This is a genomic window from Acinetobacter haemolyticus (assembly GCF_900406815.1).
Taxonomy (GTDB): Bacteria; Pseudomonadota; Gammaproteobacteria; order Pseudomonadales; family Moraxellaceae; genus Acinetobacter; species Acinetobacter haemolyticus_A.
In genome coordinates, this window is record NZ_OVCN01000006.1 from 67287 (window position 1) to 82329 (window position 15043).

Sequence of the window (15043 nt, forward strand, 5' to 3'; positions counted from 1 at the left end):
GCGACATTTAGACATGATTTTGTTTTGTTGGATAAAAATGAATACTCTTACGATGACTATCGTGAGCTTATAGGTAATAATCCTTATTTAAGTTAGAGAGGAACATTCCTATTCGCATAGAATGTTCCTCAATTTAAATCACCAATAACCCAACACTTTCCACCACAGTCCGCCAATCACCACAAAGATGATGATATTGACGACACTCATGACAAAGCCAGCTTTCCACCATTCACCGAGTGTAGTGTAACCCGAACCAAATACAACAGGGGATGTACCTGTTGCATAATGGGTTAAGGTCATCATGATGCTAGAAGCAGCGGCCATCATTAAGGCAAACAACATAGGCGGTGCACCAAGCGCAATACCCGCAGTATAAAATGCAGCAAACATTGCCGTGATATGGGCGGTCGTACTTGCAAACATATAATGAGCATATAGATAAGCAAGCATCAATAATAAACATGCAGGCATCCAGCTTAAACCTAGAGAGCCAATGCTATTTTCGAGTACACCTGAGAACCATGCAATTAAGCCAAGCTTATTTAAATAAGTCGCCATCATTACCAAGGCAGCGAACCAAGTAATCGTATCCCATGCACTTTTTTGCGTTAGGATATCTTCCCAGGTTAAAACACCTGTAAGTAGCAATAAAGCCAAGCCTATGAACGCCGTAGTGGTTGGGTCAACTACCCAAGATGCCCCAAAAATCATGGCAGGCACACCCGCCCACAATAGAAGCAAGATACCAAATACCACAAGCATAATAATTTCATGGGGACTAATTGCGCCCATGGCTTTTAATTTGTCTTTTGCAAACTGAGTTGCATTCGGTGTTTGTTTTACTTCTGGTGGATACATCCAGTAAATAATTAATGGCATCACGATTAATGCAATCAGTCCAGGAATGAACATCGCCAGTGCCCATGTACTCCAACTTAACGAGATTTCACTATTGGTTGCTTTTGCGACCAGATCCACTACTAACGGGTTAGGGGCAGTAGCAGTAATAAACATGGCTGATGTGATGGGGTTAGCGTGATAGCTCACCAACGCTAAATATTTTCCCATATGCGCTTCAGTGCCTTTCGCGGGATCTGAGTCATAACTGGTTGAAATTGCGCGAACGATCGGATGAATTATCCCACCGCCACGAGCCGTATTACTTGGGGTGACAGGCGCAATTATAAGCTCAGATAGCACCATGCTATAACCGATACCGATAGTTTTTTTGCCCCATACTGCAATAAATAAATAGCCTAAGCGAGCACCAAGTCCTGTTTTCTGCAACCCTTTAGAGATCATGATTGAAATACCAATCAACCAAATCAATGGATTAGCAAAGCTGCTAAGCGCATCTTGAATTGCGCCAGTTGGACTGTCGTTGGTGACACCTGTCACCGCAACTAAGGTAATAGCAATAATAGCGATTGCACCGATTGGCATTGCCTTACCAATGATGGCAGCAATAACACCAACAAACATAGCCAATAAATGCCACGCTTCAGGTTCGACACCAGTTGGCACAGGAATAATGAACCAAATAATGAGAGCAAGAGATATAGCAATAAGTGTAGGGAGAGTTTTGAATCCCATGGGATGTTTCCCCTTGTTGTCATGGGTTTAATCAAATTTATAGTTCTTTATGAATGAATCTTTAAAGAATTAACCGTTAAGTCATAATTATTGATGACTAGAGATTGATAATTCAAAGAGAATTTTGTTGATTGCTTGTGTGATAGCTCAATCAATCGCCATATTTTTGAGATAGTTGTGGAATATAGCAAGAGCGATAGAAATTTTTATTAAATATGGATCTAACATGCTACATTTTGAACTTGCTTGATAAAATTATAAGTACGGTATGACACAACTAAGACGTTTCGTGTATTGCACACTGCATGATGATGACTATCAAACTACTTTTAGTCGAGGCGTTAACTACTTTCTGATATTTTTGATTGTGGCAAATGCTACAGCTGTCATGCTGGAATCAATCGATTCGATTTTTTATCCAAATCAAATGTTATTTGAAACGTTTGAGAATATTTCGATCGTAATTTTTTCGATCGAATATTTATTGAGAGTATGGAGTATTGCGGAAAAAGATCCACAATCCCCCGCTTGGCAGCAACGTTTTGCTTGGATGAAAAGTGGTGGCGCAATCATTGACTTGCTTGCAATCCTTCCTGCGTATCTCAATTTCTTCGTCACGATTGATTTACGTGTCCTCAGAATTTTACGCTTATTACGATTGCTCAAATTGACGCGTTATTTCGTATCGTTGCAGATATTACTACGCGTGATTCATCGAGAAAAAGGTTCTTTTCAAGCTGTTGTTTTTATTTTAATTATCATGATTGTAATGACGGCATCAGGTATGTATGTAGTTGAGAATCAAGCTCAACCAGAAGAGTTTAGTTCAATACCGAAAGCAATGTGGTGGGCGGTGGTGACGTTAACGACGGTCGGATATGGTGATGTAACGCCTGTAACCCATATTGGCAAGTTTTTAGGGGCGATGATTACTATTCTTGGGGTGGGGATTGCAGCGCTTCCAGCAGGTATTTTGGCTTCAGGTTTAGCCAATGAATTAAACTTGCGTAATCAAAAACTAGAACAAGAGTTCCGTGAAGCTTTACAAGCAAAAGGAATTGACTTGTTACATGATCAACGTGAAATTGAGAATATTCGCTTAAAAGTAGGATTACCTAAAGAGCAAACCCATGAAGTGATTATGCAATTGGTGAAGGAAAAAATTTTAGAGGAACAAGAGCAGGCCACCCAGCATAAACAAAAAAGTTTTTGTCCCCATTGCGGAGAGAAATTATCTGAGTAAATTCTCATTTTATTGTATTAATCAATAAAGAGTAGAGAGTATTAACTGTTATAGTAAGTGAAAATTTAAACAAATGAATAATTTTTCTATATGAGTTTACTTACTTTTTTCTCTTTTATTGTGTATTCAACTGTAACCTCAATTACACCTGGCCCCAATAATATTATGTTGGCTGCTTCAGGTTTAAATTTTGGCTTAAAGCGAAGTATTCCACATATTTTAGGAATCGGTTTTGGCTTTGGGGTGATGGTGATTCTGGTCGGTTATGGGATCGGTGCTGCACTGGGTTCTTCGCCTTTGCTTTATGAAATTTTAAAAATCATAGGTATTAGCTACTTATTGTATTTAGCCTATAAGATCTATCGAGCGGGTAGTATTCAAACAGATACCAAAGTTGATAAACCATTAAGTTTTATAGGTGCGGCTTTATTTCAATGGGTCAATCCTAAAGCATGGATTATGGCTATGGGGGCAATCACGACTTATAGCTCTGCTAATAGTCGATTGGTAGAATTTGTTTTTATCGGTGTGATCTTTGGCTTGGTAAGTATTCCAAGTGTTGGAGTGTGGGCATATATGGGCGAAAAGTTGAAAATGATTGTAAATCATCCGCGGAAAGTTCAATTGTTTAATACCGTGATGGCACTGTTATTGGTCGCATCTGTTATCATTCCGATTAAAGATTCAGTTCATTTTTTTCTTCATTAAACTTTTTTAATGTTTTAACGGAACCAACATGTTCTAAATGAATTGTCTTATTAATATTTGTTTTTATTGATATTTTATAAGAGTTAGCTTAGTCTTGGGTAAAAACTAAATTGAGATTTTATGTTTAAAAACAATAATTTATATTAGCATGAATATTGAGCATTTTTTAATATTACTTAAGGTGGTTATAAGTGAGTTTAGCTAATATTAAAAAAAGTTAACAATAATTATTATCATTTATGATACTTTCTTATTTGATGTTTATTGTAATTTTTAAGCATTTTTTAAGGTTGTTTATTAAATGAAATTCTCCCGCCATGATTAAACGGCGCTATTTACTTCTTTTACTCATACCTTTGGTAATGATTTCCCTATTTGTAGGTGTTGGGGATATGAGTGTTGCAGGTTTAATTGCTGGAAATCCGCAAGACTGGCAGCTTTTTTGGACAAGTCGGCTACCACGTCTGATGGCGATTGTTGTTGCAGGTGCTGGTCTAAGTGTCTGTGGCTTGATTATGCAGTCATTGAGTCGCAATCGCTTTGTTTCACCAACCACAGCAGGTCTATATGACTGTGCGCGGTTAGGTGTTTTGATTTCGATTATTTTACTTCCAAGCGCGTCCATTTTTGCCAAAACTGGATTTGCGATTATTGTCACGCTGATTGGTGCGATGACATTTATGAGCATCCTCGCCACCTTAAAGCATCGTGATACGGTATTTGTTCCACTGGTTGGGATGATTTTTGGCAGTATTATTTCTGCATTTACGACTTTTATCGCTTTGCAACTTGATTTGTTGCAGAACTTGGCAGGGTGGTTACAAGGAGATTTCTCGACCATTTTGAATGGTCAATATGAACTGATTTATTTAAGTATTCCTGTGCTTGCACTGATTTATATATTTGCCAATCGTTTTGTGTTGGCGGGTTTAGGTGAAGACTTTGCGACCAATCTTGGTTTGAATTATAAGCAAACGCTTTTCTTAGGCTTATTGCTCGTCTCTGTGATCACGGGTGTGGTGATTGTGACTGTCGGCGCAATTCCTTTTCTCGGTTTAATCGTACCAAATCTAGTCAGCCTTTATTTAGGTGATCATATTCGTAAGACATTATCGCATACAGCATTGCTTGGGGCATTGCTGGTTTTGCTTTGTGATGTTTTTGGTCGTGTGGTGATTTATCCATACGAAGTTTCGGTCAGCCTGATTATGGGTGTAGTGGGTAGTGTGATCTTCCTGTGGTTGTTACTCAGGAGGTATCGCTATGCACAATAAGACAAAGCTGGTTGTGCTTGCGATTGCTGTATTGGTCAGCATAGGACTATATCTCGGTTGGAATCTCGGGGTGGCATGGCAGTATGCACTGGGATTGCGTTTGAAAACGGTCGCTGCAATTGTCGTGGCGGGTGTTGCGGTAGGTGTTTCAACCTTGGTTTTTCATACGATTGTGAATAATCGTGTGGTCACGCCACAAGCCTTGGGCTTAGATAAATTATATGAACTCTCCAAGACCGCGATTATTTATTTTTTTGGTGCCAGTACATTGTTGTCGCTTAACTTTGTGACTGATTATTTGATCAGTTTATTGTTAATGGTGACTTTTGCTTTATTGCTGTATCGCTTCATTTTCCAAAAAGTTGCACAACAAAATATTTATTTCTTGCTCTTGGTCGGGCTGATTTGTTCGACTTTATTTGACAATATGATCACCTTTTTTCAGGTGTTGCTCGACCCAGATGAGTTTCAAGTTGCCGCTTATGCTGGGTTTGCAAGTTTCAATGTAGTGAAGATGGAAACGGTAGCACTATCTTTGCTGACGATTCTTCCTATTCTTTTTTATAGTTTTCGACATTATCACAAGTTAAATGTAATGGCATTAGGGCGAGATCATGCGTTAAATCTGGGTTTGGACTATGACAAAACCAGCCGATTATTACTGATCCTCGTGGTATTGGCACTGGCATCTGCAACAGCACTCGCAGGTCCAATGATGTTCCTTGGCTTACTGGTGCTCAATATAACGTTAGAGCTATTTAAAACCCATCAGCATCATATTTTACTGCTCGGCATTATTTTAGTGAGTGTGCTTTGTCTCATGCTCGGTCAATTTATCGTATTACATGTATTGAATTTCAAAACCACATTGAGCGTCATTATTAACTTTGTCGGTGGAATTTATTTCTTCTGGATTTTATTGAAGGAAAATAAAAAATGGCAATAGAGTTGAAGAACTTACGAAAAAGTTATCATCACCAGTGCGTCGTCAATGAAGTCTCACTCACGATTGCCAAAGGACAATTTACCGCATTTATTGGGCCTAATGGTGCAGGTAAAAGCACGGTGCTTTCGATCATGAGTCGTCTGATTGATGCAGATCAGGGGCAGGTATTGCTGGATGGTCAAGATTTGCGTGATATGAAAAGTGCGGATATTGCCAAAAAAATGGCGATTTTAAAGCAGTCCAATCATACCGAATTGCGGCTTAGTATCGAGGATCTGGTGGCATTTGGTCGTTTTCCTTATTCTCAGGGGCGTTTGACCAAACAAGATCAAGACATTATTGATCGTTCAATTGCTTATATGGATCTGCAATCGATGCGTCATCGCCAGCTAAGTGAGCTGTCTGGTGGGCAAAGGCAGCGTGCCTATATTGCGATGATTTTGGCACAGGATACTGAATATATCTTGTTGGACGAGCCGTTGAATAACTTAGATATGAAGCATTCTGCTCAAATTATGCATGTGCTCAAAGATCTTGCTGAAAATCATGGCAAATCCATCATTGTGGTAATTCATGACATTAACTTTGCCTCGGTATATGCCGATCACATTATTGCAATGAAAAATGGTGAGTTGGTGTACCAAGGGCATCCACAGCAGATGATGAATGAAAGCACTTTAGAAACAATTTTTGATTTTCATATTCCGATTCAACAAATTCAGCAACACAAATTAGGTTTGTATTTTATTAGTTAGGAGTTCGTTATGCTGTTTAAGAAGACATTGCCGATCATGATGTTGAGTGCAGTATTAGCTGCATGTGGTAATTCGAATACGCCTTCTGCCACACATGAAGGAACAACGAATTCACATGAGATGCTGAGTTTTAGCAGCAAAGCGGGGCAGATTTCAATTCCGACGAATTTGTCACGGATTGCAGTACTAGATACCAATGCACTGAATACTATTCATACACTTGGCGCAGATGACAAAGTAGTTGCTTTACCCAAAGGCACACCTTTACCTGAAATGCTAAAGAACTTCAATAATGGGCAGTATCTTGATGTGGGTACAGTCAAAGAACCCAATCTGGAGAAAATTGCAGGGAGTCAGCCTGAGTTGATCTTGATGAGTGGACGTATGGAAAATCTGGTGAATCAGATTAAACAAATTGCGCCTACTTATTTCGTGGATGTGGATTACAACGATCAATTTAATTCTTTTAAACAGCAAACCATGAATATTGCCGAAATGGTCGGTAAAAAAACTGAGGCAGAACAACAATTAAAAACTTTGGAACAAGACATCGCTGCATTAAAAGCAAAGACCAAAGGTAAAACTGCTTTGGTGATCTTGGTAAACAATAGCAAGATAGCGGCTTATGGTTCAGGTTCAAGGTTTGGTAATATCCATGATTTATACGGTTTTACCCCTGCAGATGCTTCGATTAAAGTAGGTTTACATGGGATGGCCATTTCACATGAGTTTATTGCTCAAAAGAATCCTGACTATTTATTTGTAATTGATCGTGGTGCTGCAATTACGGGTAATCAAGAGGGTGCAAAACGCGTATTAAATAACAACATCGTGAATCAATCCAAAGCGGCCAAAAATGGCAATATTGTTTATTTAGATTCAAGCAATTGGTATCTAATGAATAATGGTTTAGGCGGTATGCAAGCAATGGTCAAAGAAGTCGCTGAAGCTGTGAAATAGTTTCAGCCATGATAGCGGGCATATCTATGAAGCAGAATCTGTCGTTAAGCAACGACAGATTCTTTGCGAGCGGAGTATTTTGTGTAAGCTAAAGCGATTAATAGCACAATCAAGCCACCTAAGCTTAAAACGAAACCCACCCAAATTGGGGCTAACCAACCCATATTGTGGCTTAGTACCCATCCACCTAAAAAAGCACCTAGCGCATTGGCCAAGTTAAATGCTGAGTGATTCAACGATGCCGCCAAAGTCTGTGCATTTCCTGCGATATCCATTAAATGGGTTTGTAAGGCACTGCCTAAACCAATCACCGTAAAGCCAATCAAAAATAAGGCTGCGATGGCCGTATAGAGATTCGCCATCATAAAGCTGGCGAGCACGAAAGTAAGTGCGGAACTCATCAAGATTCCAATCATGGTTTTAAATAAATGACGGTCTGCGAGCCAGCCCGCAACCAAGCCACCGATCACCATACCCACACCCCAGATCGCCAATGCAATCGGAACAACAGAAATATCGGCATGTGTATATTCAGTCAAGATCGGGGAGACGTAACTATAAACGGAAAACATACCGCCAAAACCAATTGCGCCAACGGCAAGAGTGAGCCACATATTAATATTTTTTAAGCCTTTTAATTCTGCACGAATACTGGCTGTTTTTTGAGGGCGAATATTAGGTACAAAAAGCCCGATACCAATCAAGGTAATAAAAGCAATCAAAGCTGAAAACTCGAATCCTGTTTTCCAGCCGAATTGTTGTCCAAGCCATGTGGCGATGGGTACACCAATGACATTCGCAATAGTAAGTCCCATCATCACTTGAGCAATTGCGATTGCTCGGCGTTGTTTACCCGCTAGCTCAGCCGCAACTAAAGCTGCCACACCAAAGTAAGCACCATGTGGAAAACCTGCAATAAAACGAGAGACTAACATTGCTTCTGAGCTTGTTGCTAAAGCAGTAGCAGCATTTGCTAGGCCATAAAACAACATCAATGCAAGTAGCAATGTTTTGCGAGGAACTTTGGCACCCAAGATCGCAATAATGGGAGCACCCACCATTACACCGAGTGCATAGGCACTAATGAAATATCCAGCATGAGGAACACTGACATTTAAATCTGTGGCTATTTCCTGGATCAGTCCCATTGCAACAAATTCAGTTGTGCCGATACAAAAACTACCAATCGCAAGTGAAAAAATCACCAGAAATAAAGAATAGTGTTTTGGCGGGGAAGAAAGAGTGGGAGAGCTTGAGGAAGACATACGATCTCAAAATATATAAAGCGGCGATATTATATCGGGCACATCACAGAAATGTGAAAAAGAACACAAATTTTATAAATGTTATCTAAATTTGCAACTCTAGATTTGAATAGTAATACTAAATGTTTATGATAATTATTTTCATTTATGTATAATGCAGTGCATAGAATAATTGGCTGAATCACTACATCAATGATGATGTGGATGAAAGGATAGGAAACAACTGTGAAAAAATTATTGATAGCATCATTGGCTCTAATCTCAGGTTACAGCACGGCACATGAACCATATGTTGCACCTGTAGCATATCAAACCACCAATACGCAGGTCGCAATTTTGGCTGGTTATGCTGAAGAAGCTTTGCAAAGTGAATATGCGCTAAAAAGTCCGAAGTTTGAAATTACTAGTCCAAAGCAAGTCCAAAGCACGGTAGAGCCAGATTCAAAACTGGGAACGGCTACGGTATTTGATTTGAAATTACCTGAAGCGGGGACTTATCGTGTACAAACCACAGCAAGCTATCCGTTGAAATATGTGCAAGATCAAAAAGAATGGAAATTGTTCTTTGATATGGCAGCGGATAAAGCACCTGCAAAATCTGAACGAGATTATTTGATCCCTGCCGATCTTAAAACTAAGAAAATTAATCCAGTGGAAGTTACTCGTGAATGGACCTTATTGACCTACGTGACGAAGGAAAAAGCTTCACCTGTACAGCCAATCGCAGCGCCGATTCAAGTTGAGTTTTCAACACATCCGAATGAACTAAAAGCTAATCAGCCTACAAAAGTAAAAGTTGCGAAAGCAAATCAACCTTTAGCCAATGCAGAAGTTGTAGTCCGTGCTAAGGGTGCAACGGATGAACAAGCGCAAACACTAAAAGCAGGCACTGATGGATCTGTAGATTTAACATTTCCACGCGCAGGTGAGTATCTAGTAGAAGTTACAGAGTCGGTTGATAGCAAGAAAAAACCAAGTAATCAGTTTTATAGCATTATTAGTTTATCTGTAAATTAATCCTGATCATAAGCTGATCTATATGTATGGATCAGCTTATTCATTTTATTCATCATCCATCGCATTGCTGTAAAATTTTACACCCAATTTAATGCGATCACGTCCATTACTCATACGCCAGCGATTGGTGTCTCTTAACGAATAAACACAACCACAATACTCTTGTTGATAGAATTCTTCTCTTTTACTGATTTCTAGCATACGTACTGCACCGCCATGCTTGCGCCAATTATAATCCCAGTATTCGATATTAGGATAATGTGCAGCGGCGCGGAGACCACAGTCATTGATTTGCTGCATATTCTTCCAACGAGAAATACCCAATGAGCTGCTAATCAAGCTAAAGCCATGTTCATGGGCATATAATGCGGTTCTTTCAAAACGCATGTCAAAACACATAGTGCAACGAATGCCTTTTTCAGGCTCATTCTCCATGCCTTTCGCGCGAGCAAACCAATTATCGGTATCGTAATCACAGTCGATAAACGGAATATTATGTTTTTCTGCAAAACGAATGTTTTCTTCTTTACGAATCAAATATTCTTTGACTGGATGGATGTTTGGGTTATAGAAAAAAATCGAAAAGTCGATACCAGATTCGATGAGGGTTTCCATGACTTCACCTGAACATGGCGCACAGCAGGAGTGTAATAGTAATTTATCGTGACCTTTAGGTAAGCTCAGTTTTTGACGTTCAAGAGACATGATCGATAAGAAAATAAGTGAATTGTCGATTATTGTAAAAGTTTTAAGGCACACACAATTCTGAATTTAATGAAAGTTTTTCAGCATAAAATGAAAATGATTTAACTTCAAAAACTGCTAAGAAATTAAATACTTTCTTCTCATACATGATCTATTTAATATGTGAAAGATAAAGTAAAACCATATTGAGGTAAGCTAATTAATTTTATGATAAGATGAATTAAATTCAATTTTGGTTTTGGTTGTGTTAGAGCTTCGTCATTTAAAAACATTGATTGCTTTAAGAGAGCATGGTTCATTAGTTGCTGCTGCTGCGGATTTATGTTTAACACCGTCCGCGATTTCTCATCAACTTAAAGAATTGGATCATTGGTATGGGGTTGAAGTGGTCAATCGTCGTAGTCGCCCCGTGACTTTTTCCAATGTCGGACAACGCCTGCTCAAGCTCGCGGATGATATCTTGCCACAAGTGCAGATTGCGCAAACGGATATTACACGGATTGTGCATGGACAGACAGGGCGGATTATTTTTTCTTCAGAATGTCATAGCTGCTTTGATTGGTTAATGCCATTATTGAATCAATATCGCCAACAATACCCAGATGTGGATTTGGACTTTGCGGCAGGTTTTGAATCTAATCCCCATGAATTGCTGCAAAATGCTGAATTTGATTTATTGATTACAGCTGATCCTATCGCTTTAAAAGGGATCGAATACTTCCCAATTTTTGAATATGAATCGCGCTTAGTTTTATCCAATACCCATCCACTGGTACGAGCTGAACAAGTCACAGTGCAAGACTTAGCCGAACAAACATTGATTACTTATCCAGTCGATAAACATCGTTTGGACATCATGGCGCATTTGTTTATTCCTGAGAATATTCAACCTAAACATATACGAACAACAGACTTAACCCAAATGTTAATCCAGTTGGTTGCGAGTGGACGTGGCGTAGCGGCTTTACCTGATTGGGTTGTCAATGAATATGAACAAAAAGGTTGGGTCGTCAGCCGTCGTTTGGATTGTGTGTCACCACAGGGTTTAAGGCGTACCCTATATGCAGGCTATCGAACTGAAGAAAAAGAGAAAAATTATTTTGAGGGCTTTTTAAAGCAATTAGAAAAATTTTCAAAAAAACGTGCAGTGTATTACGAACGCTAGCTTATGGTGAATTAAAGATAATCACTTAGAGACTGAATCGTTTCTAGGTGATTTTTGGCTTTTTCATTATCTCTATTTATTGTTGACTAAGATTTTCCAATTAAAAGTGAAAGGATACCTGCTGCGATTAGAGGTCCTACAGGCACTCCGCGGAGTAAAGCGACACCTGCCACTGTCCCAATCAACAAACCTGCAACGACATCCGGTTGATGAGTCATGAGTTTTACACCACGGCCACCCAACCATGCAACCAATAATCCTATGGCAATGGCAATTAAAGATTTCACGCTGATGAAAGATTTTAAAATGTTATCCCCACTGATCTTGCCGCTCGCAATGGGAGCGAGGACCCCAATCGTCAGAATAATAATTCCGATATTCAAACCGTGTTGCTGGATATAGGGAAAAAACTGATCCAATGGTGTGAGTTTCACCACAATCAAGACTGCGGCGGCTACAGTAACCGCCGTATTATGACTAAAAACACCACAAGCCAATAAGATGATGAGGACCATCAAATTAACATCAAGCTGAGACAACATATCGAGAATATTGAAAAATAAAGTTGAATTGTACCGTAATTTATGAGGTTGCTCTTCAATAATTTACATGATCGCAAAATAATCAGGTTTATGACTAACTTTATCGCAACATCATTAACATTTTACACATGGTGTTCATGCATTTTTGCTTGATAAAGTTGATCGAACTCGTATGCAAGGTCAGCAAGTGTTGTGGCTTTTAATTTGGCTAGAAGAATATCTTGTGCTTGTTGCATTGCATCTTCCAGTGCAGCATTTACAACACGTTCAACACCGCATTCAGGATTTTCTCGTTCGTTACCGATTGCAAAAATAGTCGGTTCACCCACTGCCTGATAAATATCTAATAATGTGGTTTTTTCTAAGTCAGCTATAAGATGCCAACCTCCTTTAGGACCTTTTGCGGATTGTATAAATCCTGCAGTTTTTAATCCTACCATTGTACGTCTGACCACGACTGCATTGGTCGAAAGCATAAGCGCAATCTCTTCCGATGTGAAAATCTTATTTTGTCGAGCCATATGGAGTAACACATGGAGCATTCGAGAAAGTTTACTGTCGGTACGCATAGGAGCTAGAGAAGTTTAGGCTTGATATATTAATGTAACATTAAAAGTTGCAAATATAAATAAAAAGCGTTAGTGTAACTTTAAAAGTTACTTATTGGTGTTTAAAATGAATTATGATGTGGCAATTATTGGTGGAAGTTACGCAGGTTTGGCAGCAGGCTTGCCATTAGTTCGTGCAAGAAGAAAGGTCGTGATGATAGATGCGGGGCAACGTAGAAATCGTTTTGCAGATCACTCCCATGGTTTTCTTACACAAGATGGAACTCGTGCCAGTGAAATAGCTCAGGTAGCCAAGCAACAATTACTTCAATATCAAACTGTGGATTGGGTCGATGGAACAGTAAAGCGGATAGAAAAAAGAGATGATCTTTTCCATATCTGTATTGATGGTACCCATGCGGTGAGTGCGAAAAGAATCATCATTGCAACCGGCGTACAAGACCAGCTACCTGAGATAAAAGGCCTTGAAGAACGTTGGGGTAAAAGTATTTTCCATTGTCCATACTGTCATGGTTATGAACTGGATCAAGGAAAAATTGGATTGATTGCAAATTCTGAGCATTCAGCACATATGGCAATGTTATTACCAGAATGGGGAAGTGTGACTTTCTTTTTAAATGGTCAACCTTTAGCCGCCGAAACAGAAGCACAACTCATTGAAAGAGGTGTCTTAATTGAAAAAAGGCTTGTTTCAGAAATTATTGGAAACAGCACAGTTGTTCTTTCTGACCAAACGCACATCACGTTGGAGGGGTTATTTGTCACACCACAATGTGTAATTTCTCAAGATTGGATACATAAGCTAGCCTGTGATGTGGAGCAAAATCCAATGGGAGAAATGATTAAAACTAATGACCTAAAAGAAACGTCACTCTCAGGTGTTTTTGCTTGTGGAGATGTAGCCCGATTAGGTGGATCAATCTCATTGGCTGTAGGCGACGGGGCGCTGGCTGGGGTTGCTGCCCATCGATCACTGATTTTCTGACACAAAATAAGGTTTAAAGGTCATATTCACACCGAACATGTGGAAATGACCTTTCATCCACGTCAAGCGAGTTTTCGATATGCTTCGTACTGGTAACTAGAAATTTGTTCATCCCAAAACATTTGCCAAAGATTACAATACTCTAAGCAAAGATCACGGATTAAGTCATAATCAGATTCGACGCAAGCCTGAGCCAACACAAACCATAAATCATCTTCATGGTCATCATCAGCAGCTTCAGCGGATGCATCATGTGATACACCGTGTACATAGTAATAACCACTATCTACATTGAAACCAACAGCTTTAGTCGCTTGACGTAATGCAGGGCTAAATAGAATAACCTCTTCTTCAGCAACGGCGAGTAAAGCGGTCACAGCTTGATAATGATCAAAGGTATTTTCTAGGAAAGTACGAACTTTTTGCGCAATGATAGAAGGTTGATAATTGTTGCGCTCTGATTGCGTTAATTCAAAATCATCAAGCACATCTTCAAATAAAGGATAGTGCGCGTATTCAGGGTTACCTGAATAATACTGATTCTTGTCTAAAGCGGGACGGAAACCAAACTCATCCAGAATATTAAGATTTAATAAAAAACGTGGATACATTTTAGAACCTGATAGGAGTCTAGGTTCTAACTGTTTTGTTTGGAATTGAGCCATCAGTAATGCATCAGTAAAAACTTGTACGATTGCATGTCGATATTCTAAGTGGATATGTTTTAAGGTTTCTTTATCAATCAAACCGTCATTAAGAAGTTGAATGGCTGGATGCTTTGAAACAGGATGTTTTGAAATTTCTGCTCTTAAACTGTTCAGAAAGTTCAAATTTTTGTTCCAGGCTTCTGCAGAAATACTATTTTTCATACCGTCTATAGCTTTCTGCCTTGGGTTGTCAAAGTTTTCAAATATTTTTGGCATAGTTTTTTACTCAATGAATTAATAAATATTATTGCTTTTCCAATGATATAGTTCGATTTTTTTTGGTTGTTTATGAATATAACTATTGGTCCAACCAAAGATCTTTTTATTGGATAAAATAAATATAAGGTGATTTAGAGGTGAAATCAATTTATTAAACAAGCTAAAAAATAATTATTCAGATTGTTAATTAATCAAAAGATAAATAAAAAGTGATTTATTTCACATTAACAATTAAGTTTTTTTAAAATGGAAAGAATTTTTTACAAATTAGCTTGTTTGCGCGCTTTTTTTTGCTTAACTTATAATAGTGAACTTGATGGAAAGTGCTATATTTTCTATAATGTTCATAAAGTATATGGACATTAGCATAGTCGCCAGAGTTTATTA

General features: G+C 38.8%; 15 protein-coding genes. 9 read left to right on the top strand and 6 right to left on the bottom strand.

Annotated features, from left to right (window positions below):
• Window positions 1-138: 138 nt before the first annotated feature.
• Complete coding sequence (locus DK207_RS05605) at window positions 139-1596, bottom strand: DASS family sodium-coupled anion symporter (protein WP_109440312.1); 1458 nt, start codon at window positions 1594-1596, stop codon at window positions 139-141.
• A 268-nt stretch (window positions 1597-1864) separates the two neighbouring features.
• Between DK207_RS05605 and DK207_RS05610 the strand changes: the two genes are divergently transcribed.
• The 6 genes from DK207_RS05610 to DK207_RS05635 all read left to right on the top strand — a co-directional run bounded on the left by DK207_RS05610 (window position 1865) and on the right by DK207_RS05635 (window position 7482).
• Window positions 1865-2839, top strand: coding sequence for an ion transporter (locus DK207_RS05610; RefSeq protein WP_109440313.1), 975 nt, complete (start codon window positions 1865-1867; stop codon window positions 2837-2839).
• Between the two features lie 90 nt (window positions 2840-2929).
• Window positions 2930-3547, top strand: a complete 618-nt coding sequence (locus DK207_RS05615; RefSeq protein WP_109440314.1) for a LysE family translocator — start codon at window positions 2930-2932, stop codon at window positions 3545-3547.
• Between the two features lie 317 nt (window positions 3548-3864).
• Window positions 3865-4821, top strand: a complete 957-nt coding sequence (locus tag DK207_RS05620) for an ABC transporter permease (RefSeq protein WP_109440315.1) — start codon at window positions 3865-3867, stop codon at window positions 4819-4821.
• Window positions 4811-5767 (top strand): iron chelate uptake ABC transporter family permease subunit, encoded by a 957-nt coding sequence (locus DK207_RS05625; RefSeq protein WP_109440316.1) that lies wholly within the window; start codon window positions 4811-4813, stop codon window positions 5765-5767. Before DK207_RS05620 ends, DK207_RS05625 begins: the two co-directional genes overlap by 11 nt.
• Window positions 5758-6522, top strand: a complete 765-nt coding sequence (locus DK207_RS05630) for an ABC transporter ATP-binding protein (protein WP_109440317.1) — start codon at window positions 5758-5760, stop codon at window positions 6520-6522. The genes DK207_RS05625 and DK207_RS05630 overlap by 10 nt, the downstream gene beginning before the upstream one ends.
• Window positions 6523-6531: 9 nt before the next feature.
• Window positions 6532-7482, top strand: coding sequence for a siderophore ABC transporter substrate-binding protein (locus DK207_RS05635; protein ID WP_109440318.1), 951 nt, complete (start codon window positions 6532-6534; stop codon window positions 7480-7482).
• A gap of 44 nt (window positions 7483-7526) precedes the next feature.
• Here DK207_RS05635 and DK207_RS05640 read toward each other — a convergent pair whose 3' ends face one another.
• Window positions 7527-8747, bottom strand: coding sequence for an MFS transporter (locus DK207_RS05640; protein ID WP_109440319.1), 1221 nt, complete (start codon window positions 8745-8747; stop codon window positions 7527-7529).
• Between the two features lie 225 nt (window positions 8748-8972).
• On the opposite strand from DK207_RS05640, the gene DK207_RS05645 reads away from it, so the two are divergent.
• Window positions 8973-9764 carry a DUF4198 domain-containing protein gene (locus DK207_RS05645; protein ID WP_109440320.1) on the top strand — a complete coding sequence of 264 codons (792 nt, stop codon included), beginning with the start codon at window positions 8973-8975 and terminating at the stop codon, window positions 9762-9764.
• Window positions 9765-9809: 45 nt separating this feature from the next.
• On the opposite strand, the gene DK207_RS05650 is transcribed toward DK207_RS05645, so the two are convergent.
• Window positions 9810-10469: an epoxyqueuosine reductase QueH gene (locus DK207_RS05650; RefSeq protein WP_109440321.1), complete on the bottom strand. Its 660-nt coding sequence runs from the start codon at window positions 10467-10469 to the stop codon at window positions 9810-9812.
• A 244-nt stretch (window positions 10470-10713) separates the two neighbouring features.
• Here DK207_RS05650 and DK207_RS05655 point away from each other — a divergent pair, with 244 nt between their 5' ends.
• Window positions 10714-11634, top strand: a complete 921-nt coding sequence (locus DK207_RS05655) for a LysR family transcriptional regulator (protein WP_162540207.1) — start codon at window positions 10714-10716, stop codon at window positions 11632-11634.
• Window positions 11635-11720: 86 nt separating this feature from the next.
• On the opposite strand, the gene DK207_RS05660 is transcribed toward DK207_RS05655, so the two are convergent.
• Together DK207_RS05660 and DK207_RS05665 are read right to left on the bottom strand one after the other, a co-directional pair.
• Window positions 11721-12176 carry a DUF441 domain-containing protein gene (locus tag DK207_RS05660; protein ID WP_109440323.1) on the bottom strand — a complete coding sequence of 152 codons (456 nt, stop codon included), beginning with the start codon at window positions 12174-12176 and terminating at the stop codon, window positions 11721-11723.
• A 122-nt stretch (window positions 12177-12298) separates the two neighbouring features.
• Window positions 12299-12745, bottom strand: a complete 447-nt coding sequence (locus DK207_RS05665) for an Rrf2 family transcriptional regulator (protein WP_109440324.1) — start codon at window positions 12743-12745, stop codon at window positions 12299-12301.
• Window positions 12746-12851: 106 nt separating this feature from the next.
• On the opposite strand from DK207_RS05665, the gene DK207_RS05670 reads away from it, so the two are divergent.
• On the top strand, window positions 12852-13730 hold the full coding sequence (locus tag DK207_RS05670; RefSeq protein ID WP_109440325.1) for an NAD(P)/FAD-dependent oxidoreductase: 879 nt from the start codon (window positions 12852-12854) through the stop codon (window positions 13728-13730).
• Between the two features lie 62 nt (window positions 13731-13792).
• Here DK207_RS05670 and DK207_RS05675 read toward each other — a convergent pair whose 3' ends face one another.
• Window positions 13793-14653 carry a hypothetical protein gene (locus tag DK207_RS05675; protein ID WP_109440326.1) on the bottom strand — a complete coding sequence of 287 codons (861 nt, stop codon included), beginning with the start codon at window positions 14651-14653 and terminating at the stop codon, window positions 13793-13795.
• Between the last annotated feature and the right edge of the window lie 390 nt (window positions 14654-15043).